We start from the raw sequence: 25,746 nt of genomic DNA, 5'->3' as shown, positions 1-25,746 counted from the left end.
TCACGTTTTCTCTGAGTAGCCGCGGTTCAGCGCCCACAGCTCGGTGTATTTATTGAAAGTATACTGGGCATTCACTACCGCCAGTAACCAGCCCTGTTTGCCGTCCAGCACGCCACCACGTAGCAGCAGCGTTTTCAGAAACGCGCCCAGCGTGTGGGTGAAGATGCCGGTCAGCGTGGCCTTCTTGCCGCGCGCATGCCGCTCCTGTGCCCAGGCGGTGGCATAGTTCAGCTGTTTCCGCTGGAAGCTGGCGAAATCGCGGCAGGTCAGATGAAGCAGATCGCCCGTCAGGGGGATGACCTGAGCGTTATCGCAGGCCAGAGACTCATGGACCAGGTTGTCGTTGTACTGATAACGCTCGCGGGCATAGAGGCGCATCACGCGGTCGGGGTACCAGCCGCTGTGGCGCATAAAGCGGCCCAGGAAATAGTTACGACGCGCGATACTGTAGACCGCGCCGGGCTGTGGCGCGGCAAGCACCGTTTGAATGGCCTGTCGGAGTTCCGGGGTGACGCGCTCATCGGTATCGATCATCAACACGTAATCGCCTGTGGCGTAACCCTGCGCACGCTGACGCTGAATACCGTAGCCCTGCCAGTCGGTGTCGGTAAAGACTTTTGCCCCAGCTGCACGGGCAACGTCCGCCGTATTGTCCGTACTTCCGGAATCGAGAATGACGATTTCGTCAGCCCAGGCAACAGAGGCCAGGCAATCCGGAAGCAGGTCGGCGGCGTTTTTGGCGATCATCACGACCGACAGACGCGTTGACATTAGTGGCTCCGCTGCGGCAGGTAAGGTTGCAGAAGTTGCAGCAGACGGGTCAGTGCGCCCTGGTTCTGATGCAGGACTTCAACGGCGTGACGACCGTACCACAGGCGGTAATCTTCGTCAGTCAGAAGGGTTGAGACCTCTTTGACCACCGAGTCCGCATCGGTCACGGTGATTAAGCCATCGGCTTGCTGCAATTTCGCGCAGATATCTTTGAAGTTAAACGTGTGTGGACCCATCAGCACGGGAATGGCGTGGGCTGCCGGCTCCAGCGGGTTATGACCACCGCGCTCCACCAGGCTTCCGCCAACGAAAGCAAGATCGGCAATCCCGTACAGCAGCATCAGTTCGCCCATCGTATCGCCAATCACCACCTGCGTGCTGCCAGAGGGGATTTCGCCGCTGCTGCGCAGGGTGAAGCTGAAACCGCCTTTTTGCACCATCTCCCGGGCATCTTTAAAACGCTCAGGATGGCGAGGAACCAGAATCAGCAGTAAATCAGGGAATTTTTCCAGCAGTTGGCGGTGAGCCTGAAGAATAATGGCCTCTTCGCCGTCATGGGTGCTGGTGGCAATCCAGACCTGGCGACGCGGCGCCCACTGACGACGCAGCGTTACCGCACGGGCGGCGAGTTCAGGGGTGACGGAAATATCGAACTTCAGGCTACCCGTGACCGCAAGCTGGTTGCGCTTCAGGCCGAGGGCGATAAAGCGCGCGGCATCTTCTTCGTTCTGCGCGGCGATCAGCGTAATTTTGCTGAGCAGGCGACGCATAAATTTACCCAGCTTGCTGTACCCTTTCGCCGAGCGTTCCGACAGACGCGCGTTGGCGATAACCAAAGGAATTTTACGGGCATGCAGGGCGGAAATCATATTCGGCCACAGTTCAGTTTCCATGACGATCACCAGTTTAGGGCGAACGGTATTCAGGAAACGGTTCATGGCGCAGGGGAGATCGTACGGCAGGTAGACGTGATGCACGTCTTTACCGAAGGCAGACATCACGCGCTCTGAGCCGGTTGGCGTCATCGTGGTGACGGTGATGGGCAGTGACGGATAACGATGGCGTAAGGCACGCACCAGTGGAATGGCGGCCAGCGTTTCCCCGACTGACACGGAATGCAGCAGAATACCGTCCGGCGCCACTTTATTGCGGCAGTAGCCATAGCGTTCGGCCCAGCGTTTACGGTACGCAGGCGCTTTACGGCTACGAAGCAACAGTCGCAGCCACACCAGTGGCTGAATGATGTAGAGCAGGGCGGTATACAACAATTCCAAGCGATTATCCGTTTTTTTAGTTTCGGCCGGGAAATTCTAAGCATTTAAGCGTGCTAAAGCTATCTCTTATGCCAGATACCGTTTTAAACGGAAGTAGCGTCGGCCCAGGCGCCAGCGCAAACGCGGGCTTTTGGCACTTTTCCAGATGAGCTTCCAGATCCCGGTGTCGAAGAACTCTTTGATTATCATTGATTTCTTCGCTTCATCCTTCATGTTGTCGAAGGTATGAATAATTCCCAGACCCTCTTTGGCGATTTGCCAGTGACAGGCCGGGATATTTTTCACTTTATCCGGGTAGCGCTGGTTAATGGCATCAAGCATCTTCAGGATCTTCATGTAATGGCGTGCTGAGCGAATCAGCGTGTCGTCATTATCCGGGGTGTGCGATACCGAGGCGGAGTGAATGTAGTAGTCGTAAAAGCGTTCGCTGGTGTACTGAACGCGTTCCGCAGCAAGCAGCACCTCAGTCGTCCACGGGATATCCTGATGGCGCAGGCCAGGCTCGAAACGGAAGCCGTGCTGACGAATAAAATCGTGACGATAGATATTCAGCCAGGTCACATGCAGGAACTTACGTGAATCCAGCGCCTTTTTTAACCATGCCGCGCCATTCATGACGCTCGTTGAGGCGAGCTTATCTTCAGGGAAGATAGGGCGAGACGGTTTTTTGTTATTTTCCCAGACGTAGTTGCCATTGCAGGTGGCGACATCCAGGTTCTGTGTGACGGCCATATCCAGCAGACGCTGGTACATGCCGGGTTTGAAGACATCATCAATATCCGGGAAAGAGAGATATTGGCCGGTCGCAATGGCCAGGCCGGTATTACGCGCGATGGACACGCCCTGATTAGGTTGTTCAATAACCTGCATCTGTGGCAGCTGTTCGCGCCATTTTTCGACAATCTGCATCGAGCGGTCAGTGGAGCCGTCATTCACGATGATGACTTCCATACTGTCGATATGTTGATTTACAAGGCAGGTAAAGAACTGATCGAGAAAAGCTTCACCGTTATAAACGGCAACCACCACGCTTAATAAAGGCGCTGAATTTTGCATATGAAACCTGATTATTTTTGGTTGTCGACCAAAGCAATGTATTGCTGGCAAATGGCGTTGATACCGAACGATGCGATCATTTCGCGATCAACAACCGGCGGAGAGGCATACAGTTCTGCCAGTGTTTTCGCCAGTGATTCGTCGGTTAACGCGGTCAGACCACGCGCCAGAGGGCCAGTAAGGATCTCAGCAGGGCCGCCAGGGCAGTTTGTACTCACCGGTGGGGTCTGACAGATAATGGACTCTACCAGTACATTACCAAAACCTTCGCAGTCGGAACTTAACACTAAAAGGCGTGCACCTTTGATCCACGGATAAGGATTGGTTTCAAACGGGCGGAAGACGATCTTGTTTTCAATTCCCAGCTTAGCGGCAAGCTGTTTGAGCTGGTTAATTTTCACGTCAGAGCCTTTGCCCATCAACACCAGCGATGCGTCAATCTTGCTCATCGCAAACGCCCGCAGCAGCCGGTCGTGACGTTTGTGCTCATGAAAACGGCCAACGTGGATAATGTAATTCTGCCCCTGCATCTCAAAGGGCGCTTCCGCCAGACGCTGAATTTCAGGGATATCAAACGGGTTATGGATAACCGCTTTGCGCCGCAGGGGGATCGCGAGTACTTCAGACAGATCGTGCAGCACGGCGCCGGATACCGCCACCACGTTGCGGTTTTCATAGGTATGACGAATTTTATAATGCTTAAACCAGCGAGAAAGCCCGCTGCGATGGCGCAAATAGGAAAAGGAGAACATCCCGTGTATGCAGAACCAGACCTTATCCCGATCCAGCACGCGGCTGTGCGCCACGATACGGTCGGTATTATGCAGATGCGAGAAGGCAACGTCAAATTTACCGCTGCGTTCTGCCTGCTCGATGGCGCGATCCAGCAAACGGGCGCGACGCGGGATCTCGGTCAGCTTCCGCCAGGGTTTTTTACAGGTATCCTGCACAACCTGAAAATCGATACCTTCCGGAATGGCGTAGTCGCACACCTTCCGTAAGGAGAAAAGGGTGACCTGATGCCCCAGTTCTGTCAGTCCGCTGGAGAGGGTGAGAACCGTTTTTTCGGCTCCTCCACCGGGTAAACCATCAATAATCATTAGGATGCGCATTATTAATCCAGTAATTTTTGATAAAGCGAAATAAGCTGACTTGATAGTTTTTCAGGGGTTGCTTCTCTGACGCGTTCACGCGCCACAAGCCCCATATTGTTATTTTTTTCCAGTGAAGGGATGGACATGACGGCCTCCTTCAATGTGCGGATATCAAGTGCATCACAGTAAAACCCGTTCTGGCCTTGCTCAATAAATTCTGAACCACCGCAACTCTCTGACGTAATGACGGGCAATCCACAGGCCATTGCTTCAAGTATGACGTTAGGGAAAGGATCATACAGCGTCGGCAGCAGTAAACCATCAGAAAGCTGATAAAATGGCAGCGTCTCTTTTTGCATCCCCAGGAAACGGATTTGCCCCTCACAGCCTAATGAACGGGCGAGGTCGCGATAGCGGCTTTCCGCTTTATCCTGACCGACCACAACCAGCCACGTCGATGTTCCTGCTATAGCCCGAATTGCGCTTGCCAGCCCCTTGCGTTCAAACCCTGAACCCACGAAGCAGAAAATGACGGCATCAGCGGGTAAGCCAAATTGCTTACGCAGTACAGCGCGCTGCCTCTCTTCTGCCGGAACGAAGCGGCGGGAATCTATTGAATTATAAATCACATGTATCTTTTTTGCGTCAATATCAAAGTCTTCGACGATTTCGCGCTTGATCATCTCCGCATTACAGATAACGGCTTTCAACTCGGGAGCCTGGTACATTTCACGTTCGGCGTTCATCACGTAGCGGTGATAGCGATCGTGCATGAGCAGCTTCGCGCGCCAGGCGGGAAGAATACGTGTACGCTGTAGCAGCCAGCGTCGATGTACACCATCTCCGGCGCGGTAAATATCGCAGCCCGGAATACGTTCGTGGCTCTGGACAATATCAAACTGCTGTTGCTGCCACAGCGCGCGCGCGGCGTGTGCAAAGCCGCGTTCACGGCTGATGCGGCCCCACTTTCGTGGATCGCAAATATGAATATGCCAGTCGTCCTGCTTTTCGCCCTGCCACTCGCGGGTGATGACGTTGAGCTCAAGATTTTGATTGCTCAGCGCGGTGAGTGCCCTGGAGACAAAACGTTCTGCTCCCCCATCCGGCCGATATTTTTGGCGCACAATGGCCAGACGATGAAGCTTCATTGCAGGTATCTCCTTGCGGCGGAGACGACAGCATCAACGGGGATGGCGTCGAGATAACGTTCCGTCGTTTTTGTATCAATGGCGTCAGGGTTGGGAAGCGGGCCGTAGTTACCAGCCCAGATGACCTCGCCGTTAACCTGCCATGGCGACCAGAACGTCAATTTTGATGGGCCAAACAGCGCCACGCAGGGCGTCTGAAGGGCGGCGGCCATGTGCATGGGGACGGAGTCAACGCCAATGAACAGGGCTGCGTGATCGATAAGCGAGGCCAGCTGGCGCAGGGTTAACTGCCCTGCCAGCGACACAACACCCGTCTGCGGGGAGGCGGCAAGAATGCGGTCAATCATCGCCAGTTCTTTCTTATCCGGTCCCGCCGTAAGGACGATAGTGTGGCCGTCCTGCTGCAATGCGGCGATAGTTTGCGCCATTTTGCCTTCGTCCCAGCACTTAAAGAACCAGCGTGAAGTGGGTTGAATAACGATATAGCGTTCTCCCACGCCCTTTTGTGTCAGCTTGTGATGAGCATGGTTCCAGTCATCCGCGCTGTAAGCCATGGTGACGGCGGGTCTGGCGGCAACGGGTAATGGTTTCAGTATGGACAGGTTTTGTTCAACGGTGTGCAGCGACTGATGGCTGGCGACCGAGACCAGTTCACTGTGACAAAAACGCCAGAAGGCATTATTGCGCTTGTTAAAAGCGAACCCGAGCCGAACCGGTGCGCCGGTGAAGCGGGTAACCAGTGCGCTGCGCCACTGATCGGCAAGATTGATCACCAGATGATAATGCTGAGCGCGTAAAGCACGAAGCAACTGCCACTCTTTTTGCAGGTGCTTCAGCGTCCCCAACTGCTTCCATTTACGATCGATACCATAGATCGTACTGATTGCCGGATGCGCGGCGAGCATGTCTCGCGTCTCTTCATAGAGAAGCACATCGATTTGGGCTTCAGGCCATTTCTGGCGCAATGAATTGATGACGGGGGTGGTGAGTAACATGTCACCATGATGGCGAAGTTTAATCAGTAAAATGCGCAAATCAGGCGTGTCAGGTAAGTTATTCATCATCATCTTATCGGCGTTGTACTGTTGGCAATTCTAATAGACCTGGTAACGACTTGCACTCTTTCTCCATAATGTCAGGAATTTCCCTGGAAGGGTTTACTCCAGCTTTCGGGCGTGCGTAACATAGCGCTAACTATTTTGTCTTGCGGACTCATTATGAAAAAACCAGCGTTTATCATCACGATCGATACCGAAGGGGATAATCTCTGGCAGAACCACCGGGTCATCAAAACGGAAAACGCGCGCTACCTGGCGCGGTTTCAGACGCTTTGCGAGCGTTTCGGCTTTAAGCCTGTCTGGCTCACCAACTACGAGATGGCCGTCGAACCGGTGTTCATTGAGTTCGCGAAAGAGGTCATAGCCCGGGGGCAGGGCGAGGTAGGAATGCATCTCCATGCCTGGAACAGCCCTCCGGAGCACGATCTGACCGGTGATGACTGGCGCTGGCAGCCTTATCTGATTGAGTTTTCAGACGAGGTCATGCGTGAGAAAGTGCTGTTCATGACCCGCCTACTGGAAGAGACCTTCCAGACAAAAATGCTCAGCCATCGCGCCGGGCGCTGGGCATTCGACAGCCGTTACGCCCGGTTGCTGATTGAGCTGGGGTATCAGGTAGATTGTTCCGTTACGCCGCGCGTGAACTGGCGCAACGCGAAAGGTGCCCCGCAGGGTAATGGCGGAACGAATTACCAGCATTTTCCCGATCGTGCCTACTTTTTGGACGTAGACGACATTTCCCGGCCGGGAAATACCCCCTTACTCGAAGTTCCGATGAGTATCCAGTATAAACACCCGGCATGGCTGAATTCCCTGAAGCAGGGTTACGATCGTCTGCGCGGTAAATACCGTTCTCCGTCAGTTAACTGGTTACGCCCGGCCGGCGGTAACGCGGAGGAGATGATTAAGGTGGCGCAGCAGTGCCTGTCTCAGGGAAATGACTACGTAGAGTTCATGCTGCATTCGTCGGAATTTATGCCTGGCGGGAGCCCTACTTTTAAAGACGAGGCCGCGATTGAGGGGCTTTATCAGGATCTGGAGCAGCTCTTTACCTGGTTATCAGATAAGACCGTGGGGATGACGCTGGCGGAGTTTTACCAGTACAAAAAATAGTTATGCCCGCCAGGCGGGCATATTTGTTAATGCTGCTTTGTTTGGGTGAAAGGTGTACTTAATGCAAACAAAACCATAAAGAAGATTAAGGCTTCTGAACTGAGCAGTATGACATCCGTCAGTCCATACAAAATCAAAAGTAGCATTGAGGTTAGGAGCAGTGCGTTTCTGTTTCGTAAGGCATACACAATCATCGAAACGAAGAAAAAGAGCATTACCGCCACGCCGGGGATCCCCTGCAAAGAGTATTTCTCAATAAATTCATTATGCAGGTGGACCTTGATGTATTCGAGTGCACTGCCAAGGTGAGGATGCCCGTCTTTTATATACTGCCGTGTCCACGTTTCACGCTCTTCAAGTGATTGCCCCAACGGATGTGCAAGACCATTAGCGATCCCGACAGTCCACATCGAAAAACGTGCGCCAAGTGACGTGCGGTCATAGCCTTTCTGATAATTCTCAACTTCAATTTGGGTTTGCGTTATTTTCGGTGCAATCAACGGCTTGTAGCTCACGACGACAATGCCGGCCACAATACATAAAAAAATGAGAGTGGATTTGAGATGAATCTTTCTGAAATGATACAGCGTGAGCACAACCGCCAGAAGCAGATATAAACCCATCGCAGCACGGGTACCCGTCAACATTATGACGAAGTAAGAGATTAATATAGTGAAGCCCGCAACAACATACAGCTTCACGTTCTGCTGAAGGTAAAGACTGTATACAAAAGCCAGTGACAGGACAGAATAAACATAGGCTGAAACGGTGGCACGGTTAATTGCCATCTCAACGCGAGTCATACCTTGCGAGGCCTGCCACAAGCCATATCCTGTGGCGAGCACAAACCCTAAGGCCGCTGCGTAGAAGAAAAATTTCCTGAAGTTGTCTTTATCAATGTAAAACTTAAAGCGGTCAATATAGAAAATCAGGATACTCGCTAAAATTAACTTTTTGCTGGCGCCTAGATAGTCGCTGTAAAGGTTGAGTCCCTCGTTATGATACTCATAGATTAAGTACCAGCCGAGGTTAAGTAACCCAATCAGCAGAATGGGCAGCGCTATAGTAAAAGGTCGAAGAGTGATTTTTTTATATTCGAAAGCCAGGCCAATAATACTGACGTAAATAGCAATATAGAAAAACTCTCTTTGCTTCCCTGAACTGACTAATGCCAGCATCAAAGAGATGAGGCTCAAAGCAATCGTCAGTTGATATAGCCGTGGTTTTATTTTTTCCATAACGCCTCAATAACCCTTTTTTTGTAGCTAAAACGAACATCGGTGGACAGGAAAAAAGACAATGTGTACATGGCCTTTACGCGTTGTTTCACGAGTTGCAATTGTTGGTCTGTAAGACAGGACCGATGGTTGCTGTAAATATCAAACCAGTGGCAATTGACGAGATGCCTGTAGCTTGACGGAAATGTTCTTTCCATCTGTAACGTGCATTCGACAAGCGTTGAAATTTTGCTGGCGTCCAGACTGCTCGACAAACTGTCGCGACGCTTGACGTAATAATAATGCCCCTGGCGTTGATAGACTATTTTGCTCGACTGCATCAACATTCCGGGGAAGACAGCGAAATCCTCATAACATAACATTGGAGGAATAGGGTTGCTTTCGTACAGGCTACGATGAATAAACTGGCCAATGAGATGCGCCTGAAAGTCTTTATGGCGTAAGAAACGAGCGACTGCTTCATGTTGTGACAATGGCACAGGATTGAATCCCTGCCAGTCTGAAGTCATTTTCCGGGGATCGCGAATCTCAAGCAAACGTGTCAGTAACATATCCGGACGTTGCGCTTTCAGAAAGGTAATTGCGTCCCTGAGGCTGCCCGGCTTTAAGCAATCGTCACTGTCGAGCATCGTAATATATTCACCGGATGCCAGTGCGACAGCACTGTTTCGTACCCGGCCGACGTTACGAAAGTTCACGGTGCGCGTTATGATCTGAGGAAATTTAGGTGACCACTCTTCAATTATTGCCTGCGTGGTATCCTCAGAACTGTCATTAAAAATAATAATTTCAGTGTCTTGAACGGTGGCTGCCAGCAGGCTTGAAAGCGTGGCATGCAGCGTAGCTTCAGCGTTATGCGCAGCAATAATGACGCTTAAAAAAGCCATAAAAATTAGTTTCCTTGAGCGTCGGTAGCGCTAGCCAGTGAGCGGGCTTTGGGTAATGTACGGATAAACTGCTGAAGATCGTGTAACGCGGAGTCAGTGACAGAGAATAGTGCTTCCCGTTCTTGCGGGAAGTAATAGCGCGTTTCAAACACATAAGAACAAATGTTGTCGTCATTCCCGATCAGCAACACATTGCCAAGCGGACGTTGTTCATAGTGACAACACGGACCAAACAGCAGGACTACCGGAACGCCAACGGCGTCTGCGATATACACATTCCCCGAGTCAGACGCGATATAACAGTCCATCTTAGAAATGGCCCAGGGAAGCTCTTCCAGCGAAATTTTGCCAATAAGATTGATAAAATTAGGGATTTCACCGTAAAGGCGGGTGATATCGTCCATCCACGACTGTTCATTTGGCGCGCCGAAGACATAAAACTCGCAGGGTAAATCAGCGAGTTGATCAACAATCCGCTTCCAGATAACCGGAGGAACGGTTTTGGCTTTATTGCCCGCCGCAATACTGATGCCGATGCGGATAACGTCAGGTTTATCAAGAGTGGCCGGCCAGGTCGTCGGTTTAAAGAGCGGCTTTGTGGCGTGCTTGGGAGAGTCTTGCCATGTGAGTGCGCGGTCGGCCAGTTTCAGGTAGTTCGTCACCGAAAGCGTTTTTTTGCCATGCTCAACGGTACCGTCAGCCGCAAGATAGAAAATCCCGTGATACCACCTGCGCGTGTAAATGGTTAAAAATTGTTTGTTTTTAGCATTGCAGACGGCGGCAAAAAAGAGGTTCACGCTGTTGGGTTGTAGCAGGTAGACGTTGTCGTAGCGGTTCATGATCCTGCACGCGAAGCACAGTTTACGCCACAGGTTGCGCTTATGCTGCTCAATAAAATAGATCTGCTCGATAGTCTCATCATGCTTCGCCAGCGCACCAACGCTGCGACTGACCAACACATCGCTTTTTTGCAGATATGCCAGTAGAGGTGTCGCATTAATAAAGTCACCGATTTTGGCTGTCTGAATGACAAGGTTTTTGCCCGTGTCTTTTCGAAACAGCTTCCGGAGGAGTTTCACCGGAAAGAGTAAAATCAGCAGAAATACATAACTCATGGGTTAAATATCCCTGTTGGAAAGCCGATGGCTGCCCTGTAAAAATGAAAAAATAGCATCTGCGCTAATATCCTTCGTTTGTTGCGTAGGGCTGACCATCTGATGCTGGTTTTTACCGTAACCCCCGATCAACCCCGGATCGGTCGGGCCGAAAATCGTGATATTAGGACGATCCAGTGCGGCGGTTAAATGGCTTAACCCTGTATCCACAGAAACGACGGCGTTAGCGCCCGCCAGCTGTGCGGCAACCTGCGCCAGCGTGAGTTTGGGTAACACCTCAACGTGGGAAAAGCCTGCTGCCAGACGTTCCGCACGCTGCCGCTCATGTTCAGCGCCCCACGGGAGTTTAATATGGATACCGCAAGGTTGCATTAGTTCAATCAGCCTTCTCCAGTGCGTTTCCGGCCAGTGCTTATCGTCGCGCGTTGTGGCATGCAGGAACACCAGATACGGTTCGGCATGCTCCTCCGTCTCGCGCAAAAAATGCTGTGCAATAGCGTAGTCACCCTGGGCTTCAGGTTTTGCATAGCCCAGGCTTTTCGCGAACAGCTCGCGGGTACGTTCCACGGCGTGCTGCTGCTTCGCAATATGGTGGCGACGATTATAGAACAGGCTCGCCAGCGGTTCGCGGGCGGTTTGCCAGTCCATGCCGTGCTTTACGCCGTGCGCCAGACGCGTGACCAGCGCGGCGCTTTTCACCAGGCCCTGAGCGTCAATGATCGCGTCGTAACGCCGGGCCTGCACCGCTTCGCGGAAGGCTTTACGTTCGGCTTTAATCGGTGCGGAGAACCATGCTTTGCGCCAGCGGCGAATGGCCACCGGGATCACGCGGTCAACCGCTTCGTGCCAGGTGGGGATCTGCGCGAAGCCTTCTTCCACCACCCAGTCAAAACGAATGCCGGGAATGGCCCGCATCGCGTCCGTCAGTGACGGCAGCGTATGCAGCACATCGCCCATCGAAGAGGTTTTAACGATCAATACCCGCATTCGTTATCCTTCTTCGCTCAACAGAAGTTCGTTGAGCTCTTCGAGAACGCGCTGCGGCGTAATGTCGATCAGGCTCTGATGGTAGCCTTCTGCGGCATCACCTTTACGTACCTTGTGGTAGCCGGTGATCAGGCGAATTACGCGCGCTTTGTGCGACAGCGGCGGCGTGAAGTCCGGGCTGCTCGGGCCATACAGCGCCACCAGCGGACGATCCAGCGCGGCGGCGACGTGCATCAGGCCAGAGTCGTTGCTGACAACGGCTTTACAGGCGGCAATCAAAATAACCGCCTGCTCGAGCTGCGTTTCCCCGGCCAGGTTTCGGCACCAGGCCTGTTGCTCGGTGCTGAGCGTGGCGAGAATTTCATTGCCCGCCTCGTGATCTTTCGCTGAGCCAAACAGCACAATTTGATAGCCTTCGTCGATCAGCTGTTTCGCCAGCTCTGCGTAGTGATAGTGCGGCCAGCGTTTTGCCGGACCAAACTCCGCGCCGGGGCAGAAGCCAATCATCGGGCGTTCGGACGAAATGCCAAACGCGTTGCAGGTGTGGGATTTCTCCCCGTCGCTTACCTGGAGCTGCGGCCACAGTAGCGGCTGCGGCAGATCTTTCGCGCTGCGCATCACGCCTTTGTCGTAGGCCAGCGCCACGTAGCGTTCTACCATCAGCGGCCAGGCCTCTTTATCCAGCACACGGGCATCGTTCAGCAGGCCGTAGCGCATTTCACCGCGCCACCCGGTACGGTGCGGGATGCCCGCAAAGAAGGGCACAAGAGCGGATTTGAAGGAGTTTGGCAGGACATATGCGCGATCATAGCGTTTCTCGCGCAGGCTATGGCCGAGTTTGCGGCGTTCACCGATTTCCAGCGCCCCGTGGCCGAGCGGCATCGGGATTGCCTCGTTCACTTCCGGCATACGCGATAACAGCGGACGGCACCATGCGGGTGCCATCACGTCGATTATCGCCTGGGGATAACGCGCCTTGAGCGTGCGATAGAGACTTTGCGACATCATCATGTCGCCCACCCAGGACGGGCCGATCACCAGTATTTTCATTCACTTCATCCTTCAAGCTGTCTCTGCGTTGGCTGCCTGCGTTCACTCCTGTCACTTACTTTTGTAAGCTCCCGGAGATTCACTTAGTTGCCGCCTTGATACCGCTCAAATGATTTTGTGAATTTATATCGCGGTCACGGTTCAGCCAGGCCATATATTCCGTTACGCCTTCGGCAACGGTCTTGAACGGCTTGTCGTAGCCTGCGGCGCGCAGGTTAGTCAGGTCCGCCTGGGTGAATGCCTGGTAGCGGCCTTTCAGCTTATCCGGGAACGGAATGTACTCGATGCTGCCTTTCTTATGGTAAGCCAGCGTCGCGTCTGCCACCGCCTGGAAGGATTCCGCGCGGCCTGTGCCCAGGTTGAAAATGCCGGACACGCCGTTTTCCAGGAACCACAGGTTCACTGCCGCCACGTCGCCTACGTAGACGAAGTCACGCTTAAAGCCGTCGCTGCCTTCGAACAGTTTCGGACTTTCGCCGTTATTTAACTGGGTGTTCAGGTTGAACGCCACGCTCGCCATGCTGCCTTTGTGGCCTTCGCGCGGTCCGTAGACGTTGAAGTAGCGGAAGCCGACAATCTGAGAGTTGGCTTCTGGGAGGATCTGACGCACGTACTCATCAAACAGGAATTTGGAGTAACCGTAAACGTTCAGCGGCTGCTCATACTCGCGGGATTCGATGAAATCTGAAGTGCGTCCACCGTAGGTTGCCGCGGAAGAGGCGTACAGGAACGGAATTTCACGCTCCAGGCAGTAGTGCAGGATCTCTTTGGAGTACTGATAGTTGTTGTCCATCATGTACTTGCCGTCCCACTCGGTGGTGGAGGAACAGGCCCCTTCGTGGAAGATGGCTTCGATCTCGCCGAACTCTTCACCCGCCATAATCTGGATAAGAAAGTCTTCTTTATCCATGTAGTCAGCGATGTTCAGATCCACCAGGTTTACGAACTTGGTGCCGTCTTTCAGGTTGTCCACCACCAGGATGTCGGTGATGCCTTTGTCATTGAGGGCCTTAACAATATTGCTGCCGATAAAGCCCGCGCCGCCGGTAACGATGATCATAACTGTAACCTTTGAAGTGTGGAGTCCGGGGAACATCCCGAACGCTAATCTCTTTATCATATCATCACAATGCCCGGTCTTCAGCCATTCACCGATATGCAGCAGGGGTACACGTGATTTATGCTGCAAAAACGAGAAGAGATACGGCGTCATCTCGTCATGAACTATTGGTTTGGGTAATATGTGCCAAAATTTGCCGAGTCTGGAGAATTGCAATGCGTGGTGATTTTTACAAACAGTTAAACAGCGACCTCGACACCGCACGTGCGGAAGGGTTGTTCAAAGAAGAGCGTATTATCACGTCTGCCCAGCAGGCGGACATCACCGTTGCCGACGGCAGCCATGTGATCAACTTTTGCGCGAACAACTATTTAGGTCTTGCGAATCACCCTGAGCTAATTGCCGCGGCGAAAAACGGCATGGACACCCACGGTTTCGGTATGGCCTCCGTTCGCTTTATCTGCGGTACGCAGGACAGCCACAAGCAGCTTGAGCAAAAGCTGGCGAACTTCCTCGGAATGGAAGACGCGATTCTGTACTCATCCTGCTTCGACGCCAACGGCGGTCTGTTTGAAACCCTGCTCGGCGCAGAAGATGCGATTATCTCCGACGCCCTGAACCACGCCTCCATCATCGACGGTGTTCGCCTGTGTAAAGCGAAGCGTTTCCGCTACGCCAACAACGACATGGTTGAGCTGGAAGCCCGCCTGAAAGAGGCCCGTGAAGCCGGTGCCCGCCACGTGCTGATCGCCACCGACGGCGTGTTCTCCATGGATGGCGTGATCGCCAACCTGAATGGCGTGTGCGATCTGGCGGATAAATACGACGCGCTGGTGATGGTGGATGACTCTCACGCGGTTGGCTTTGTCGGCGAAAATGGCCGCGGCTCCCACGAATACTGCGACGTAATGGGCCGCGTAGATATCATCACCGGTACGCTGGGCAAAGCGCTTGGTGGCGCGTCTGGCGGCTACACTGCTGCGCGCAAAGAGGTGGTTGAGTGGCTGCGTCAGCGCTCCCGCCCGTACCTGTTCTCCAACTCCCTGGCGCCGGCGATTGTGGCCGCCTCTATTAAAGTGCTGGAGATGGTGGAATCCGGGGCTGAGCTGCGCGACCGCCTGTGGGCTAACGCCCGCCTGTTCCGTGAAAAAATGAGTGCCGCAGGATTCACCCTGGCCGGCGCTGACCATGCGATCATTCCGGTGATGCTGGGCGACGCGGTTGTCGCGCAGAAATTTGCTCGTGAGCTTCAGAAAGAAGGGATTTACGTGACCGGGTTCTTCTTCCCGGTGGTACCAAAAGGTCAGGCGCGTATCCGCACCCAGATGTCTGCGGCGCACTCGCCTGAACAAATTGAACGTGCGGTGGAAGCCTTTACCCGCATCGGCAAACAGCTGGGCGTAATTGCCTGAGGACGTGTGATGAAAGCGTTATCCAAACTGAAAGCGGAAGAAGGGATTTGGATGACCGACGTGCCGGAGCCGGAAGTCGGTCATAACGATCTACTGATCAAAATTCGTAAAACCGCCATCTGCGGTACTGACGTTCACATCTATAACTGGGACCAGTGGTCGCAAAAAACCATTCCCGTGCCAATGGTTGTCGGCCACGAATATGTCGGCGAAGTGGTCGGCATTGGCCAGGAAGTGAAAGGCTTCAACATTGGCGACCGCGTCTCCGGTGAAGGCCACATTACCTGCGGTCACTGCCGCAACTGTCGCGGTGGGCGTACGCACCTGTGCCGCAATACCGTCGGCGTGGGTGTGAACCGTCCGGGATGCTTCGCGGAATACCTGGTGATCCCGGCGTTTAACGCTTTCAAAATCCCGGACAATATCTCTGACGACCTGGCCTCCATCTTCGACCCGTTCGGCAACGCGGTACACACGGCGCTCTCCTTCGACCTGGTGGGTGAAGACGTGCTGGTCTCCGGCGCGGGCCCAATCGGCATTATGGCGGCAGCCGTGGCGAAGCATGTGGGTGCGCGCAACGTGGTGATCACCGACGTGAACGAATACCGCCTGTCGCTGGCGCGCAAAATGGGCGTCACCCGCGCGGTGGATGTCTCGAAAGAGAGCCTGACAGACGTGATGGAAGAGCTGGGCATGACCGAAGGCTTTGACGTGGGTCTGGAGATGTCCGGCGCGCCACCGGCGTTCCGCACCATGCTCGACACCATGAACCACGGAGGCCGTATCGCGATGCTGGGTATTCCGCCGTCAGATATGTCCATCGACTGGAACAAAGTCATCTTCAAAGGGCTGTTCATTAAGGGCATTTATGGCCGCGAGATGTTCGAAACCTGGTACAAGATGGCTGCGCTGATCCAGTCCGGTCTGGATCTGTCCCCGATTATCACTCACCGTTTCTCCATCGATGAGTTCCAGCAGGGCTTCGACGCAATGCGTTCCGGCCAGTCAGGGAAAGTGATCCTGAGCTGGGATAAGTAATCAAAAAGGGGCCTGAGGCCCCTTTTTTACTGATTCTTTTTCTCTTCGTCCGTCAGGTAACGCACCTTGCGGGTGTAATCCTGACCTTTGAACAGCAGCTTATTATCCGGTGATTCCAGATACTTCTGCCATTCGGAAAGCGGGAAACCGCCGTGCGCGCCAATCACCTCTTTCGGCACAACGGCTTCCTGTCCGCCGATCTTCTTGGAGACCGGCCAGTTCATCCAGTCGCCCAGGTTAACCGTTTTGACATCCAGCATGTCCAGCAGCGCAGCGAGCGGCAGCTGATCGGTCGGCGGCTGCGTATCGTCCATCAGCTCCCAGGTATCCTGGAACAGCGTCAGCCACAGCGGGCAGATACGGCGCCAGGTCTTTTTGGTGGCGGCAAGAAACGCGCCGTTAACATGATCGACCAGATACGGGCGCACCGTTTCTTTGTAATACGCCGGCACTTTCTCCGCTGGCGCGCCGTCCAGCTTGGCAATCATTTTGCCCTGACGGAAGCTGGAGTAGATGTGCATATCCGCCATGTTGATCTCTGGCATTTTAAGCAGGTTGAGATCGGAGTCGATCATCAGCACACCTTCACCGCGCGCCTGCAACGGAGCGTTAAGCTTCACCAGACGACTGAGGTAGATCTGCTTATAGCGGTAACCTTCTTCACGTTTTGGAAGCGTGAGGGTAACAACGCGGGTTTTTGGCGGCAGTTCGCCGAAAGCGGATTCAGGCTGATCGCTGACGATAACAATCTCGCTGACGTCAGAGGCATAACGCTCTGCAAAGGTCGCTGACAATAACGCCTCTTCGACGAAATCCGCGCCCGTACACGGGATCACAATGGAATCAACCGCAACGAGATCGCGCGTGACCGGAAGGGAAGCGTAAGGAATGTTATGACGCCCGGTAATGTGGCGGTAGCGAGCATTCAGGAATTTAAACATGTTCTTCTCGTTTGGTTATTGCGCGCCAAGAACGGCCTCGACACCGTTAACATAGCTTTCAATGGCATACATGTTGCAGACATTCTGGTGCGCGGCTGCGGCGAGCCGGGCGCGCAGAGCAGGATCCTGCCAGATATTATCCAGATGTTGAGCAAGTTGCGACACGTCGCTCCAGGGGAACAGCAGCCCGGTCGACTCATGGTCGATCAATTCTGCCGTGCCGGTCACTTTTGAACCAATCACGGGGATGTTGAGCAGCATTGCTTCCAGCACGACGCGGGGCAAGCCTTCGCTCTGTGAGGCCAGAATGAACGCGTCAAAAGTGGCGAGATAGTCAAAAGGCGTGTTCTGGAAACCGGTAAAAATGACGTGCTCAGCAATACCTGATGCATCAGCTTGTGCAGCCAGCGCGCCGCGTTCAGCCCCTTCACCGACCAGCACCATTTTCCATTTTGCCTGCGGGTGTCTCTGGCTGAACTGTGCCAGCGCCTCCAGCGTGTGGTGGTTGGCCTTACGAGGGATTAACGAGCCAATGCTGCCGAATACAAACGTATCGTCTTCAATATTCAGTCGCTGGCGCATCGCGCATCGGTCCGGCAAAGGCTGATGGATGTCGATGGCATTGTTGACCGTGGTACACAGCTCTGGCCGGACGCCATGCTGAAGTAGCACGCGTTCAACGCCGTGCGAGACGGCAATGATTTTTGTGGCATGGGCATTCACCAGCTTCACCAGCGGCGGGGTCAGCACTGGTTCAATCCGGCAGTGCTGGATTATCCGTGCACGCAGGTTTGCGCCCGCCAGATACCCTTCTTCATTAGAGCCTGGCTGGTTGTTCATATACAGCGTATCGAATCCACCTTCCCTGAAAATGGTCTCGATCTTGCTGACGTTGGGCCGGATACGCCACAGGGTATCAATATGCCGCGTAAATGCTTTGCGCGCCGAACGCGAGAAAAACAGCAGACCACGTCCCGCTTCTTTCAGGAGTTTTGCCCATGCCGGTTGCTTACGTTGAGGGATAACGAGTAATGGGATCCCAATGCTGTTGAGCACCTGGCCTATCGTTTGACCTTCAGCACGACTATAATCACTGTAAAAACAACAGGTAATGTCGAATTTGTCGCGGTTGATTCGCTTCAGAAGCTCAAGCATACTGTTGGTACCTCCCCCCCATTCTTTGCCTGTGTCCAGGAGGAGGATTTTACGTTTTTGCGGCATGTCTGAATCCGTATGCTACCCTTCATCTGACCGCATTATAAAGAATTTACTGAAATAAAATAGATTTTTTGTATTTCTTTGTCTTTTTATAAGGAAAGGTTTTAAACGCGCTTATTTTAAAAGTGCGATTTAAGACTTTAATCGCCTCTTCTCAATTCGATAGTATTAGCGCAAAAATTTTATGTTGTTTTTGAGAGAGTGAGAATATGTTTAAAATAACGGTTTGCTTATTAACGTTTAACTCCGAAAGAACGTTGCACGATGTTATTCCTCCTCTTTTAAAAATAGCGGATGAATTCGTTGTAGTTGATTCCGGCAGTACAGACGCAACGATATATATTTGCCAGAGTTATGGATTGTCGCCCATATTCAAAAAATACAGCTGGCACGGCGAGCAGATGAATCATGCCGTATCCCATGCGCACAATGACTGGGTGCTGTGCATGGACAGTGACGAAATACTCGATCAAGAAACCGTTGGTGCTATTTTAAAATTAAAAATGGGCGATGAACCCGAACCGGATATGGCGTGGCGGATATGTCGTCACTGGTTTGTTCTGGGAGAAAATGTCCGAACGATTTATCCAGTCTCATCTCCGGATTATCCGGTGCGTCTTTTTAACCGTACGCAGTCGCGATTTAATAACCGGCCAGTAGACGATCAGGTTGAAGGTTTTCTCCGTTCTGAACGTATTCCTGGCTATGTCAGACATGATACGTTTTATTCACTGCATGAACTTTTCAATAAATTAAACGGATATACCACTCGCCTGGTTCAATATCAGACGATACGTCCCTCTCTTGGTCGCGGCGCGATCAGCGCTATCGGCGCATTTTTCAAATGGTATCTGTTTAGCGGTGCGTGGCGTAAGGGCAAAGTGGGTGTGGTGACAGGGTTTTATGCCACGGCGTACAGTTTTTTGAAGTATTTCAAGGCCTGGTATCAGGATCGAGAAAAGAAAGAGTCCGTTGCAAAAGAGCAGTCGGACTCTTATCTGGCAGAATAGGCGTTAGCCGATCAGGCTTTTTTTCCCCAACCCTGCCACTGTTGCTGGACGTATTTAACCAGCGTACTGCTGCTGATGCTTTCGCCAATCACCGTGAAGAAGCGGGTTGCATAGACCGGTTCAGGCGGCTGTTTCAGCGTGCAGTTCTTCACGCCGCGGAATGGATTACGCGGCTGCGTTGCGGGTGGTTGCGCGCTACCCGGACGGGAAGTATCCACCTGAGGTTCATTGAGCAGATCGCTCGGACGTACCAGCGTGATATCGGCGGGTAAGCCCGGCAACATTTGCTGCAAAACGCGAACGGTAGACGGATGCGGATGCCCAATGGCAATCGCCGAACCGTTACGGCGCGCCAGCTGTACCGCGCGGTTGAACTGCACGCGGATATCCGCTTCGTTCTGGGAGTCGTCCAGGAAGACTTTGCGCTTGATGACTTTTACACCCGTCCCCTGAGCGGCACGCATCGCCTGGCTATTGCCGATGGTCATGCTGTCGAGGAAGTAGAGATTGTAACGCTCCAGCGCCTGCATCACTTTCAGCATACCGTACAGGCTGGAGGTCATCGCGCTGCCCATATGGTTATTCAGACCCACGGCATACGGCACTTTATTGTACGCATCGCGGATGATGCGATCGATCTCGTCGCTGCTCATGTCCGGACGCAGGGTATCTTTTTCCAGCGGCTGCTTGCTGAGAGGGGCCATCGGCAGATGGATGAGGACCTGATGGCCGCCATTGTGCGCTTTGGTCGCCATTTCATGCGCGTGAGGCGCATTAGGCAGGACGGCGACAGAGATGGCTGACGGCATCGCCAGCACCTGATTTTCATAGTGTGGTCGATAACCGAAGTCATCAATCACAATCGCGAGTTTGCCTGCATAAACCGGTGCAGCCAGCGCCAGTGCGCTGACGACGGAAAAAACAATTCGACGAAATTGAAGCAAAACTTATCTTCCCAACCACGGCTGTGGATTGACCGCCTGACCCTGACGACGAATTTCGAAATAGAGTGACGGGCGGCCCTGACCGCCACTGCTGCCCACAAGGGCAATGGGTTGACCCGCGCGCACCTGAGTGCCAACGCTGACCAGCGCGCTCTGGTTGTAGCCGTAAAGACTCATGTCGCCTTTACCGTGCTCGACCACCACCACGAGCCCGTAACCCTGTAGCCAGTCGGCCAGGATCACGCGGCCATCGGCGATGGCTTTCACTTCGCTACCTTCAGACGCACCGATAACGATCCCCTTCCAACGTAGCTCACCCTGCAACTGTTCGCCATAGCGATGCAGGATCGTACCGCGAACGGGCCAGTAAGCCTGACCACGCGGGGAGCCGAGGCCGCCGGTACGCGACATCAGGGAACGTTCATTTTCAGTCGGTTTGTAGGTGGTGCCTTTCCGGGAGGCTTCCTGCTGCTTATTACGCACCGCCTGCGCTTCGCGCGCTTCTTTTTCGGCGCGCGCTTTGGCCGCGGCTTCTGCCCGGGCAATGCTGTTACGCAGTCTGGATTCGTTGGCGCGCATTTCGCTCAGCTGGCTTTGTCCTGCCTGGATAGAGGACTCCAGCCCGGCGAGCGTCTTCTTACGCTCATTGCGCGCCTGCTCAAGCTTCTCCTGCTGCGCCTGCTGATCGTAGAGCAGCGTTTGCTGCTGGCTCTGCTTCTCTTCCAGCTCGGCTTTTTGCGTGGTGACTTCTTCGCGCGTCTGTTTCAGCTGCGCAATGGTCTCCTGACGAGCCTGGTTGAGATAGCCGAAATAGGCCTGTAAACGCTGACCGCGCTGGCTCTCTTCACCGCTGAGGATCAACTGAAGGCCTGTGTGTTCACCCTGGCGGAAAGCGGCATCAAGCTGTGCAGAAAGGTTCCGCTCCTGGGCATCGCGCTGACGCTCCAGTTTCGCAATCGATGCGTTCATTTCATCGATTTGCTTATTAAGCTGGGCAAGGGTGTTTTGTGTTTCACGCAGCTTACGCGCGGCGGCGGAAATAGCCTCTTCCTGCTTTTTAAGCTGGGCAAGCAGGGCAGAGCGCTGCTGCTGCTGCTGGCGTACCACACGCTCTTTGGCGGCGATATCGGCCTGAATGGATTTGAGCTGGTCGCGGTCATCCGCGTGGGCAGATGCGGCGCACAGCAATACGCCAGCGCTGAGTGCGCTGGCGCAAAGCAGAGGTCTGACTGATAACCGAAACGGCTTCACGACCCATGTGATTGAAAAAATCGCCTTTCCCCTCATGGGGAGCGATTATTCCACGATGAACAGCGGCTTGCCAGTCATCTCTTCAGGGATTTCCATACCCATCAGCGACAACATGGTTGGCGCGATGTCGGAAAGCTTGCCGCCTTCCACTGCTTTCACTGACTTATCACCTACATAAATCAGTGGAACAGGCAGGTTGGTATGGGCGGTATGCGCCTGACCGGTTGCCGGGTCACGCATCTGTTCTGCGTTACCGTGGTCAGCGGTGATCAGCAGCTGGCCGCCCACGGATTCAACCGCTTTCGCGACCTGCTCAACGCAGTGGTCCAGCGCTTCAACCGCTTTAACGGCAGCTTCCATCACGCCGGTGTGGCCCACCATGTCGCCATTCGGATAGTTACAGATGATGGTGTCGTATTTACCGCTTTCGATCGCGGCCACCAGTTTTTCAGTCAGCTCCGCAGAGCTCATTTCTGGCTGAAGATCGTATGTGGCGACTTTCGGTGAGTTAATCAGGATGCGGTCTTCGCCTTTAAACGGCTCTTCTACGCCGCCGTTAAAGAAGAAGGTCACGTGCGCATACTTCTCAGTTTCGGAGATGCGCAGCTGCGTTTTATCGTTTTTCGCCATCCACTCGCCGAAGGTATTTTCCAGGGAAGCGGGTGGATACGCGCATGGGGCTTTGATATCCGCTGCATACTCGGTCAACTGGATGAAATCGATCTTCGCCACTTTCTTACGGGCGAAACCGTCGAAATCGCTGTTGACGAAGGCGCGGGTGATTTCGCGCGCGCGGTCAGCACGGAAGTTCATGAAGATCAGCGCATCGCCATCTTCCATAGCGGCATCGGCCTGGCCTTCAGCGCGGATCACGGTTGCCTTCACAAATTCGTCGTTTTCATCACGCGCGTAAGCCGCTTCCAGGCCTTCAACGGCGGTCGGGAACTGGAACTCGCCTTTTGCCAGGGTCAGCAGATCATAGGCTTGCTCAACGCGGTCCCAGCGGTTGTCGCGGTCCATGGCATAGTAACGGCCAACTATGGATGCCACGCGGCCTTTGCCCAGTGCGGCAAATTTATCTTCAAAGGCTTTCAGAGAACCTTTTGCGCTGCGTGGCGGCGTATCGCGACCATCCAGGAAGGCGTGCAGATAGATTTTTTCCGCACCGCGCTCAGCGGCCAGCTCTACCATCGCCATGATGTGATCTTCGTGGCTGTGAACGCCGCCCGCAGAGAGCAGGCCCATAATATGAACGGCCTTGCCTGCGGCAACGGCTTTATCAACTGCTCCGGTGAGCGTTGGGTTGGCAAAGAATGTACGTTCTTTGATTTCAACGTCCAGGCGCGTCAGGTCCTGATAAACGATACGGCCTGCGCCCAGGTTAACGTGACCCACTTCAGAGTTGCCCATCTGACGATCCGGCAGGCCGACTTCCAGACCAGACGCATCAATCAGGGTGTGGGGACGTTTTGCCCATAGCGCATCCATAACCGGGGTTTTGGCGTTGAAAATGGCGTTATCCTGTTGATCTTCACGGTAGCCATAGCCATCCAGAATCACCAGTACCATAGGTTTTTTAGAAACCGACATTGCGACAACCTCATGCTCAAGAGACAAAAAATTTGCGTAATTTTACTACAGCTGAATCGATAAAATAGCCGCAGAAGATCAAAGAAAGCGCGGGGGCAAGGCTGTTCTCAGGCCATTTTGAGGCTTTTTTTACGTGGCATGCCGCAGAAAATAGATTAGCTTTATGTCGCTGGCTGTATTTGCCACAGCGCACAGGTATACTCCTGTCCTGGTTTTTTTAATCACTTAGTCGGGAGTTGTTACCCCCCATGCAAGAAATTATGCAATTCGTTAGCCGCCACCCGGTTCTGAGCATCGCGTGGATTGGCCTGCTGGTCGCTGTACTGTTCACCACATTTAAGGGACTGACGTCTAAAATTAAGGTGATCACCCGCGGTGAAGCGACACGTCTGATCAACAAAGAGGACGCCGTGGTTGTCGATCTGCGTCAGCGCGACGATTTCCGCAAGGGCCATATTGCAGGTGCTATCAACCTGCTGCCAGCGGAAATTAAAGCGAACAACATTGGTGAGCTGGAGAAGCATAAAGCCCAGCCGATTATTGTTGTTGACGGCACTGGCATGCAGGCGCAGGAATCTGCCAACGCACTGCATAAAGCAGGCTTTGAAAACGTAACGGTGCTGAAAGAAGGCATCTCCGGCTGGAGCGGGGAGAATCTTCCTTTAGTGCGCGGTAAATAAGGAGTTAAGTGATGGCCAATATTGAGATCTACACCAAAGCAACGTGCCCGTTCTGCCACCGAGCGAAAGCGCTGCTGTCCAGCAAAGGCGTAACGTTTAAGGAACTGCCGATTGATGGTGACGCGATTAAACGCGAAGAGATGATCCAACGCAGTGGTCGCACAACGGTTCCACAGATTTTTATTGATGCGCAGCACATTGGCGGCTGTGATGACTTGTATGCGCTCGACGCCCGCGGTGGACTCGATCCGCTGCTGAGCTAGAGACTTTAGGACAATTAAAAAGGGTTTTTCCATGTCAGAACAAAACAACACCGAGATGACTTTCCAGATCCAGCGCATCTACACCAAGGATGTCTCTTTCGAAGCGCCAAATGCGCCGCACGTTTTCCAGAAAGACTGGCAGCCAGAGGTTAAACTTGATCTGGATACCGCATCCACCCAGCTGGCGGATGACGTGTATGAAGTCGTACTGCGTGTCACCGTGACCGCCTCCCTGGGCGAAGAAACTGCATTCCTGTGCGAAGTCCAGCAGGGCGGTATCTTCTCTATCGGCGGCATCGAAGGCAACCAGATGGCGCATTGCCTGGGTGCATACTGCCCGAACATCCTGTTCCCGTATGCCCGTGAATGCATCACCAGCCTGGTTTCTCGCGGTACATTCCCGCAACTGAACCTTGCGCCAGTCAACTTTGATGCGCTGTTTATGAACTATCTACAGCAGCAGGCTGGCGAAGGTGCCGAACAACATCAGGATGCCTGATGAGCACTGTTAATGCGTCAATGACTGTGATCGGTGCCGGCTCTTACGGCACCGCTCTTGCCATCACACTGGCAAGAAATGGTCACGACGTGGTCCTGTGGGGCCACGATCCAAAACATATCGCGACGTTGCAACACGACCGCTGCAACGTGGCGTTTCTCCCGGACGTTCCGTTCCCTGACTCTCTGTATCTGGAAAGCGACCTCGCAACCGCGCTGGCGGTCAGCCGCAATATTTTGATTGTGGTGCCAAGCCATGTGTTTGGCGAAGTCCTGCGTCAGATTAAGCCGCTGATGCGTGCGGATGCGCGTATTGTGTGGGCGACGAAGGGGCTGGAAGCGGAAACCGGACGTCTGTTGCAGGACGTTGCCCGCGAAGCGCTGGGAACAGCGATCCCGCTGGCGGTGATCTCCGGGCCGACATTCGCCAAAGAGCTGGCTGCGGGCTTGCCGACGGCGATCTCGCTGGCGTCCACCGACCAGGCATTTTCCGACGATCTTCAGCAACTGCTGCACTGCGGCAAAAGCTTCCGCGTGTACAGCAACCCTGATTTTATCGGCGTACAGCTGGGCGGCGCGGTGAAGAACGTCATTGCCATCGGGGCCGGGATGTCTGACGGCATCGGCTTCGGCGCGAATGCGCGTACGGCGCTGATCACCCGTGGCCTGACCGAAATGTCACGCCTGGGAGAAGCGCTGGGCGCCGATCCGGCCACCTTTATGGGAATGGCTGGGCTGGGCGATCTGGTGTTGACCTGCACCGACAACCAGTCGCGTAACCGCCGCTTTGGCATGATGCTCGGACAGGGTAGCGATGTCAAAAGCGCGCAGGAGAAGATTGGTCAGGTGGTTGAAGGCTATCGCAATACCAAAGAAGTTCGCGAATTGGCGCATCGTTTCGGTGTCGAAATGCCAATAACCGAGGAAATTTATCAGGTATTGTATTGCGGAAAAAATGCGCGCGAGGCAGCATTGACCTTATTAGGTCGTGCGCGCAAGGACGAGCGCAGCAGCAATTAGCCGGGAAGTATCGTCACCTGAATGACCCAG

The 25,746-nt window shown here is 53.7% G+C and carries 25 protein-coding genes; 8 read left to right on the top strand and 17 right to left on the bottom strand.

What is annotated here, in order from left to right; genetic code table 11:
• The 6 genes from L350_RS03780 to rfaQ form a co-directional block, all read right to left on the bottom strand.
• Positions 1–771, bottom strand: a complete 771-nt coding sequence (locus tag L350_RS03780) for a glycosyltransferase family 2 protein (protein WP_003860875.1) — start codon at positions 769–771, stop codon at positions 1–3.
• Positions 771–2,045: a lipid IV(A) 3-deoxy-D-manno-octulosonic acid transferase gene (waaA, locus tag L350_RS03785; RefSeq protein ID WP_032626592.1), complete on the bottom strand. Its 1,275-nt coding sequence runs from the start codon at positions 2,043–2,045 to the stop codon at positions 771–773. Before waaA ends, L350_RS03780 begins: the two co-directional genes overlap by 1 nt.
• A 66-nt stretch (positions 2,046–2,111) precedes the next feature.
• On the bottom strand, positions 2,112–3,101 hold the full coding sequence (locus tag L350_RS03790; RefSeq protein ID WP_032626584.1) for a glycosyltransferase: 990 nt from the start codon (positions 3,099–3,101) through the stop codon (positions 2,112–2,114).
• Between the two features lie 11 nt (positions 3,102–3,112).
• A complete protein-coding gene (locus L350_RS03795) occupies positions 3,113–4,213 on the bottom strand; it encodes a glycosyltransferase (RefSeq protein WP_032626582.1) in 1,101 nt (366 codons plus the stop codon).
• Positions 4,214–4,215: 2 nt separating this feature from the next.
• Complete coding sequence (locus L350_RS03800; RefSeq protein WP_032626581.1) at positions 4,216–5,343, bottom strand: glycosyltransferase family 4 protein; 1,128 nt, start codon at positions 5,341–5,343, stop codon at positions 4,216–4,218.
• The gene (rfaQ, locus tag L350_RS03805; protein WP_080686366.1) at positions 5,340–6,410 is read right to left on the bottom strand and encodes a putative lipopolysaccharide heptosyltransferase III; all 1,071 of its coding nucleotides are present in this window, start codon (positions 6,408–6,410) and stop codon (positions 5,340–5,342) included. Before rfaQ ends, L350_RS03800 begins: the two co-directional genes overlap by 4 nt.
• Positions 6,411–6,560: 150 nt before the next feature.
• On the opposite strand from rfaQ, the gene L350_RS03810 reads away from it, so the two are divergent.
• Positions 6,561–7,514, top strand: coding sequence for a polysaccharide deacetylase family protein (locus tag L350_RS03810; protein WP_032626579.1), 954 nt, complete (start codon positions 6,561–6,563; stop codon positions 7,512–7,514).
• Positions 7,515–7,540: 26 nt separating this feature from the next.
• On the opposite strand, the gene L350_RS03815 is transcribed toward L350_RS03810, so the two are convergent.
• The 6 genes from L350_RS03815 to rfaD form a co-directional block, all read right to left on the bottom strand.
• Positions 7,541–8,752: an O-antigen ligase family protein gene (locus tag L350_RS03815; protein WP_032626576.1), complete on the bottom strand. Its 1,212-nt coding sequence runs from the start codon at positions 8,750–8,752 to the stop codon at positions 7,541–7,543.
• Positions 8,740–9,639 (bottom strand): glycosyltransferase family 2 protein, encoded by a 900-nt coding sequence (locus L350_RS03820; protein WP_023305212.1) that lies wholly within the window; start codon positions 9,637–9,639, stop codon positions 8,740–8,742. Before L350_RS03820 ends, L350_RS03815 begins: the two co-directional genes overlap by 13 nt.
• Before the next feature lie 5 nt (positions 9,640–9,644).
• On the bottom strand, positions 9,645–10,754 hold the full coding sequence (locus tag L350_RS03825; protein WP_023299027.1) for a glycosyltransferase family 9 protein: 1,110 nt from the start codon (positions 10,752–10,754) through the stop codon (positions 9,645–9,647).
• Between the two features lie 3 nt (positions 10,755–10,757).
• Positions 10,758–11,741, bottom strand: coding sequence for a lipopolysaccharide heptosyltransferase RfaC (gene rfaC / locus L350_RS03830; protein WP_032626573.1), 984 nt, complete (start codon positions 11,739–11,741; stop codon positions 10,758–10,760).
• Positions 11,742–11,744: 3 nt separating this feature from the next.
• Positions 11,745–12,791 (bottom strand): ADP-heptose--LPS heptosyltransferase RfaF, encoded by a 1,047-nt coding sequence (gene rfaF / locus L350_RS03835; protein ID WP_023305214.1) that lies wholly within the window; start codon positions 12,789–12,791, stop codon positions 11,745–11,747.
• 79 nt (positions 12,792–12,870) lie between these two features.
• Positions 12,871–13,851: an ADP-glyceromanno-heptose 6-epimerase gene (gene rfaD, locus L350_RS03840; RefSeq protein ID WP_032626570.1), complete on the bottom strand. Its 981-nt coding sequence runs from the start codon at positions 13,849–13,851 to the stop codon at positions 12,871–12,873.
• Between the two features lie 215 nt (positions 13,852–14,066).
• Here rfaD and kbl point away from each other — a divergent pair, with 215 nt between their 5' ends.
• Positions 14,067–15,263, top strand: a complete 1,197-nt coding sequence (gene kbl, locus L350_RS03845) for a glycine C-acetyltransferase (protein WP_032626568.1) — start codon at positions 14,067–14,069, stop codon at positions 15,261–15,263.
• 9 nt (positions 15,264–15,272) lie between these two features.
• Positions 15,273–16,301, top strand: coding sequence for an L-threonine 3-dehydrogenase (gene tdh / locus L350_RS03850; RefSeq protein WP_017383610.1), 1,029 nt, complete (start codon positions 15,273–15,275; stop codon positions 16,299–16,301).
• Positions 16,302–16,327: 26 nt separating this feature from the next.
• Here the strand turns inward: tdh and L350_RS03855 are convergent, their stop codons facing one another.
• Both L350_RS03855 and L350_RS03860 read right to left on the bottom strand, forming a co-directional pair.
• Entirely contained in the window at positions 16,328–17,242 is a 915-nt protein-coding gene (locus L350_RS03855; RefSeq protein ID WP_023305215.1) for a hypothetical protein, read from the bottom strand.
• 15 nt (positions 17,243–17,257) lie between these two features.
• Positions 17,258–18,463, bottom strand: a complete 1,206-nt coding sequence (locus L350_RS03860) for a glycosyltransferase (RefSeq protein WP_022646636.1) — start codon at positions 18,461–18,463, stop codon at positions 17,258–17,260.
• Between the two features lie 206 nt (positions 18,464–18,669).
• Here L350_RS03860 and L350_RS03865 point away from each other — a divergent pair, with 206 nt between their 5' ends.
• Positions 18,670–19,470, top strand: a complete 801-nt coding sequence (locus L350_RS03865) for a glycosyltransferase family 2 protein (RefSeq protein ID WP_022646637.1) — start codon at positions 18,670–18,672, stop codon at positions 19,468–19,470.
• Positions 19,471–19,481: 11 nt separating this feature from the next.
• Here the strand turns inward: L350_RS03865 and L350_RS03870 are convergent, their stop codons facing one another.
• From L350_RS03870 to gpmM, 3 genes are read right to left on the bottom strand one after another with little or no spacing between them, the layout of a single operon-like run.
• Complete coding sequence (locus tag L350_RS03870; RefSeq protein ID WP_032622054.1) at positions 19,482–20,414, bottom strand: divergent polysaccharide deacetylase family protein; 933 nt, start codon at positions 20,412–20,414, stop codon at positions 19,482–19,484.
• Between the two features lie 3 nt (positions 20,415–20,417).
• Positions 20,418–21,677, bottom strand: a complete 1,260-nt coding sequence (gene envC / locus L350_RS03875; RefSeq protein ID WP_236298063.1) for a murein hydrolase activator EnvC — start codon at positions 21,675–21,677, stop codon at positions 20,418–20,420.
• 33 nt (positions 21,678–21,710) lie between these two features.
• Positions 21,711–23,255 (bottom strand): 2,3-bisphosphoglycerate-independent phosphoglycerate mutase, encoded by a 1,545-nt coding sequence (gpmM, locus tag L350_RS03880; protein ID WP_017383605.1) that lies wholly within the window; start codon positions 23,253–23,255, stop codon positions 21,711–21,713.
• Positions 23,256–23,503: 248 nt separating this feature from the next.
• Here gpmM and L350_RS03885 point away from each other — a divergent pair, with 248 nt between their 5' ends.
• The 4 genes from L350_RS03885 to gpsA are packed head-to-tail and all read left to right on the top strand — an operon-like array spanning position 23,504 to position 25,716.
• Complete coding sequence (locus L350_RS03885) at positions 23,504–23,935, top strand: rhodanese-like domain-containing protein (RefSeq protein WP_003860840.1); 432 nt, start codon at positions 23,504–23,506, stop codon at positions 23,933–23,935.
• 11 nt (positions 23,936–23,946) lie between these two features.
• Positions 23,947–24,198 (top strand): glutaredoxin 3, encoded by a 252-nt coding sequence (gene grxC / locus L350_RS03890; protein ID WP_003860837.1) that lies wholly within the window; start codon positions 23,947–23,949, stop codon positions 24,196–24,198.
• A gap of 31 nt (positions 24,199–24,229) precedes the next feature.
• On the top strand, positions 24,230–24,697 hold the full coding sequence (gene secB, locus L350_RS03895) for a protein-export chaperone SecB (RefSeq protein WP_003860835.1): 468 nt from the start codon (positions 24,230–24,232) through the stop codon (positions 24,695–24,697).
• Positions 24,697–25,716 carry an NAD(P)H-dependent glycerol-3-phosphate dehydrogenase gene (gpsA, locus tag L350_RS03900; RefSeq protein ID WP_032626563.1) on the top strand — a complete coding sequence of 340 codons (1,020 nt, stop codon included), beginning with the start codon at positions 24,697–24,699 and terminating at the stop codon, positions 25,714–25,716. The genes secB and gpsA overlap by 1 nt, the downstream gene beginning before the upstream one ends.
• Positions 25,717–25,746 lie beyond the last annotated feature (30 nt).

Origin of the sequence: Enterobacter sp. MGH 4 (assembly GCF_000534735.1) — a bacterium.
GTDB lineage: Bacteria > Pseudomonadota > Gammaproteobacteria > Enterobacterales > Enterobacteriaceae > Enterobacter > Enterobacter intestinihominis.
The sequence above is the reverse complement of the archived record's forward strand: the minus strand, read 5'-3'. Positions and strand labels throughout refer to the sequence as shown.

Bases quoted from the DNA above. Each gene is read 5' to 3' on its own strand.
- kbl (WP_032626568.1), top strand. From the start codon at position 14,067: ATGCGTGGTGATTTTTACAAACAGTTAAACAGCGACCTCGACACCGCA.
- rfaC (WP_032626573.1), bottom strand. From the start codon at position 11,741: ATGCGGGTATTGATCGTTAAAACCTCTTCGATGGGCGATGTGCTGCAT.
- L350_RS03855 (WP_023305215.1), bottom strand. From the start codon at position 17,242: ATGTTTAAATTCCTGAATGCTCGCTACCGCCACATTACCGGGCGTCAT.
- L350_RS03820 (WP_023305212.1), bottom strand. From the start codon at position 9,639: ATGGCTTTTTTAAGCGTCATTATTGCTGCGCATAACGCTGAAGCTACG.
- rfaD (WP_032626570.1), bottom strand. From the start codon at position 13,851: ATGATCATCGTTACCGGCGGCGCGGGCTTTATCGGCAGCAATATTGTT.
- rfaF (WP_023305214.1), bottom strand. From the start codon at position 12,791: ATGAAAATACTGGTGATCGGCCCGTCCTGGGTGGGCGACATGATGATG.
- L350_RS03810 (WP_032626579.1), top strand. From the start codon at position 6,561: ATGAAAAAACCAGCGTTTATCATCACGATCGATACCGAAGGGGATAAT.
- L350_RS03780 (WP_003860875.1), bottom strand. From the start codon at position 771: ATGTCAACGCGTCTGTCGGTCGTGATGATCGCCAAAAACGCCGCCGAC.
- L350_RS03825 (WP_023299027.1), bottom strand. From the start codon at position 10,754: ATGAGTTATGTATTTCTGCTGATTTTACTCTTTCCGGTGAAACTCCTC.
- secB (WP_003860835.1), top strand. From the start codon at position 24,230: ATGTCAGAACAAAACAACACCGAGATGACTTTCCAGATCCAGCGCATC.
- L350_RS03800 (WP_032626581.1), bottom strand. From the start codon at position 5,343: ATGAAGCTTCATCGTCTGGCCATTGTGCGCCAAAAATATCGGCCGGAT.
- L350_RS03885 (WP_003860840.1), top strand. From the start codon at position 23,504: ATGCAAGAAATTATGCAATTCGTTAGCCGCCACCCGGTTCTGAGCATC.
- L350_RS03795 (WP_032626582.1), bottom strand. From the start codon at position 4,213: ATGCGCATCCTAATGATTATTGATGGTTTACCCGGTGGAGGAGCCGAA.
- L350_RS03865 (WP_022646637.1), top strand. From the start codon at position 18,670: ATGTTTAAAATAACGGTTTGCTTATTAACGTTTAACTCCGAAAGAACG.
- grxC (WP_003860837.1), top strand. From the start codon at position 23,947: ATGGCCAATATTGAGATCTACACCAAAGCAACGTGCCCGTTCTGCCAC.
- L350_RS03790 (WP_032626584.1), bottom strand. From the start codon at position 3,101: ATGCAAAATTCAGCGCCTTTATTAAGCGTGGTGGTTGCCGTTTATAAC.
- L350_RS03815 (WP_032626576.1), bottom strand. From the start codon at position 8,752: ATGGAAAAAATAAAACCACGGCTATATCAACTGACGATTGCTTTGAGC.
- tdh (WP_017383610.1), top strand. From the start codon at position 15,273: ATGAAAGCGTTATCCAAACTGAAAGCGGAAGAAGGGATTTGGATGACC.
- L350_RS03860 (WP_022646636.1), bottom strand. From the start codon at position 18,463: ATGCCGCAAAAACGTAAAATCCTCCTCCTGGACACAGGCAAAGAATGG.
- rfaQ (WP_080686366.1), bottom strand. From the start codon at position 6,410: ATGATGATGAATAACTTACCTGACACGCCTGATTTGCGCATTTTACTG.
- gpmM (WP_017383605.1), bottom strand. From the start codon at position 23,255: ATGTCGGTTTCTAAAAAACCTATGGTACTGGTGATTCTGGATGGCTAT.
- gpsA (WP_032626563.1), top strand. From the start codon at position 24,697: ATGAGCACTGTTAATGCGTCAATGACTGTGATCGGTGCCGGCTCTTAC.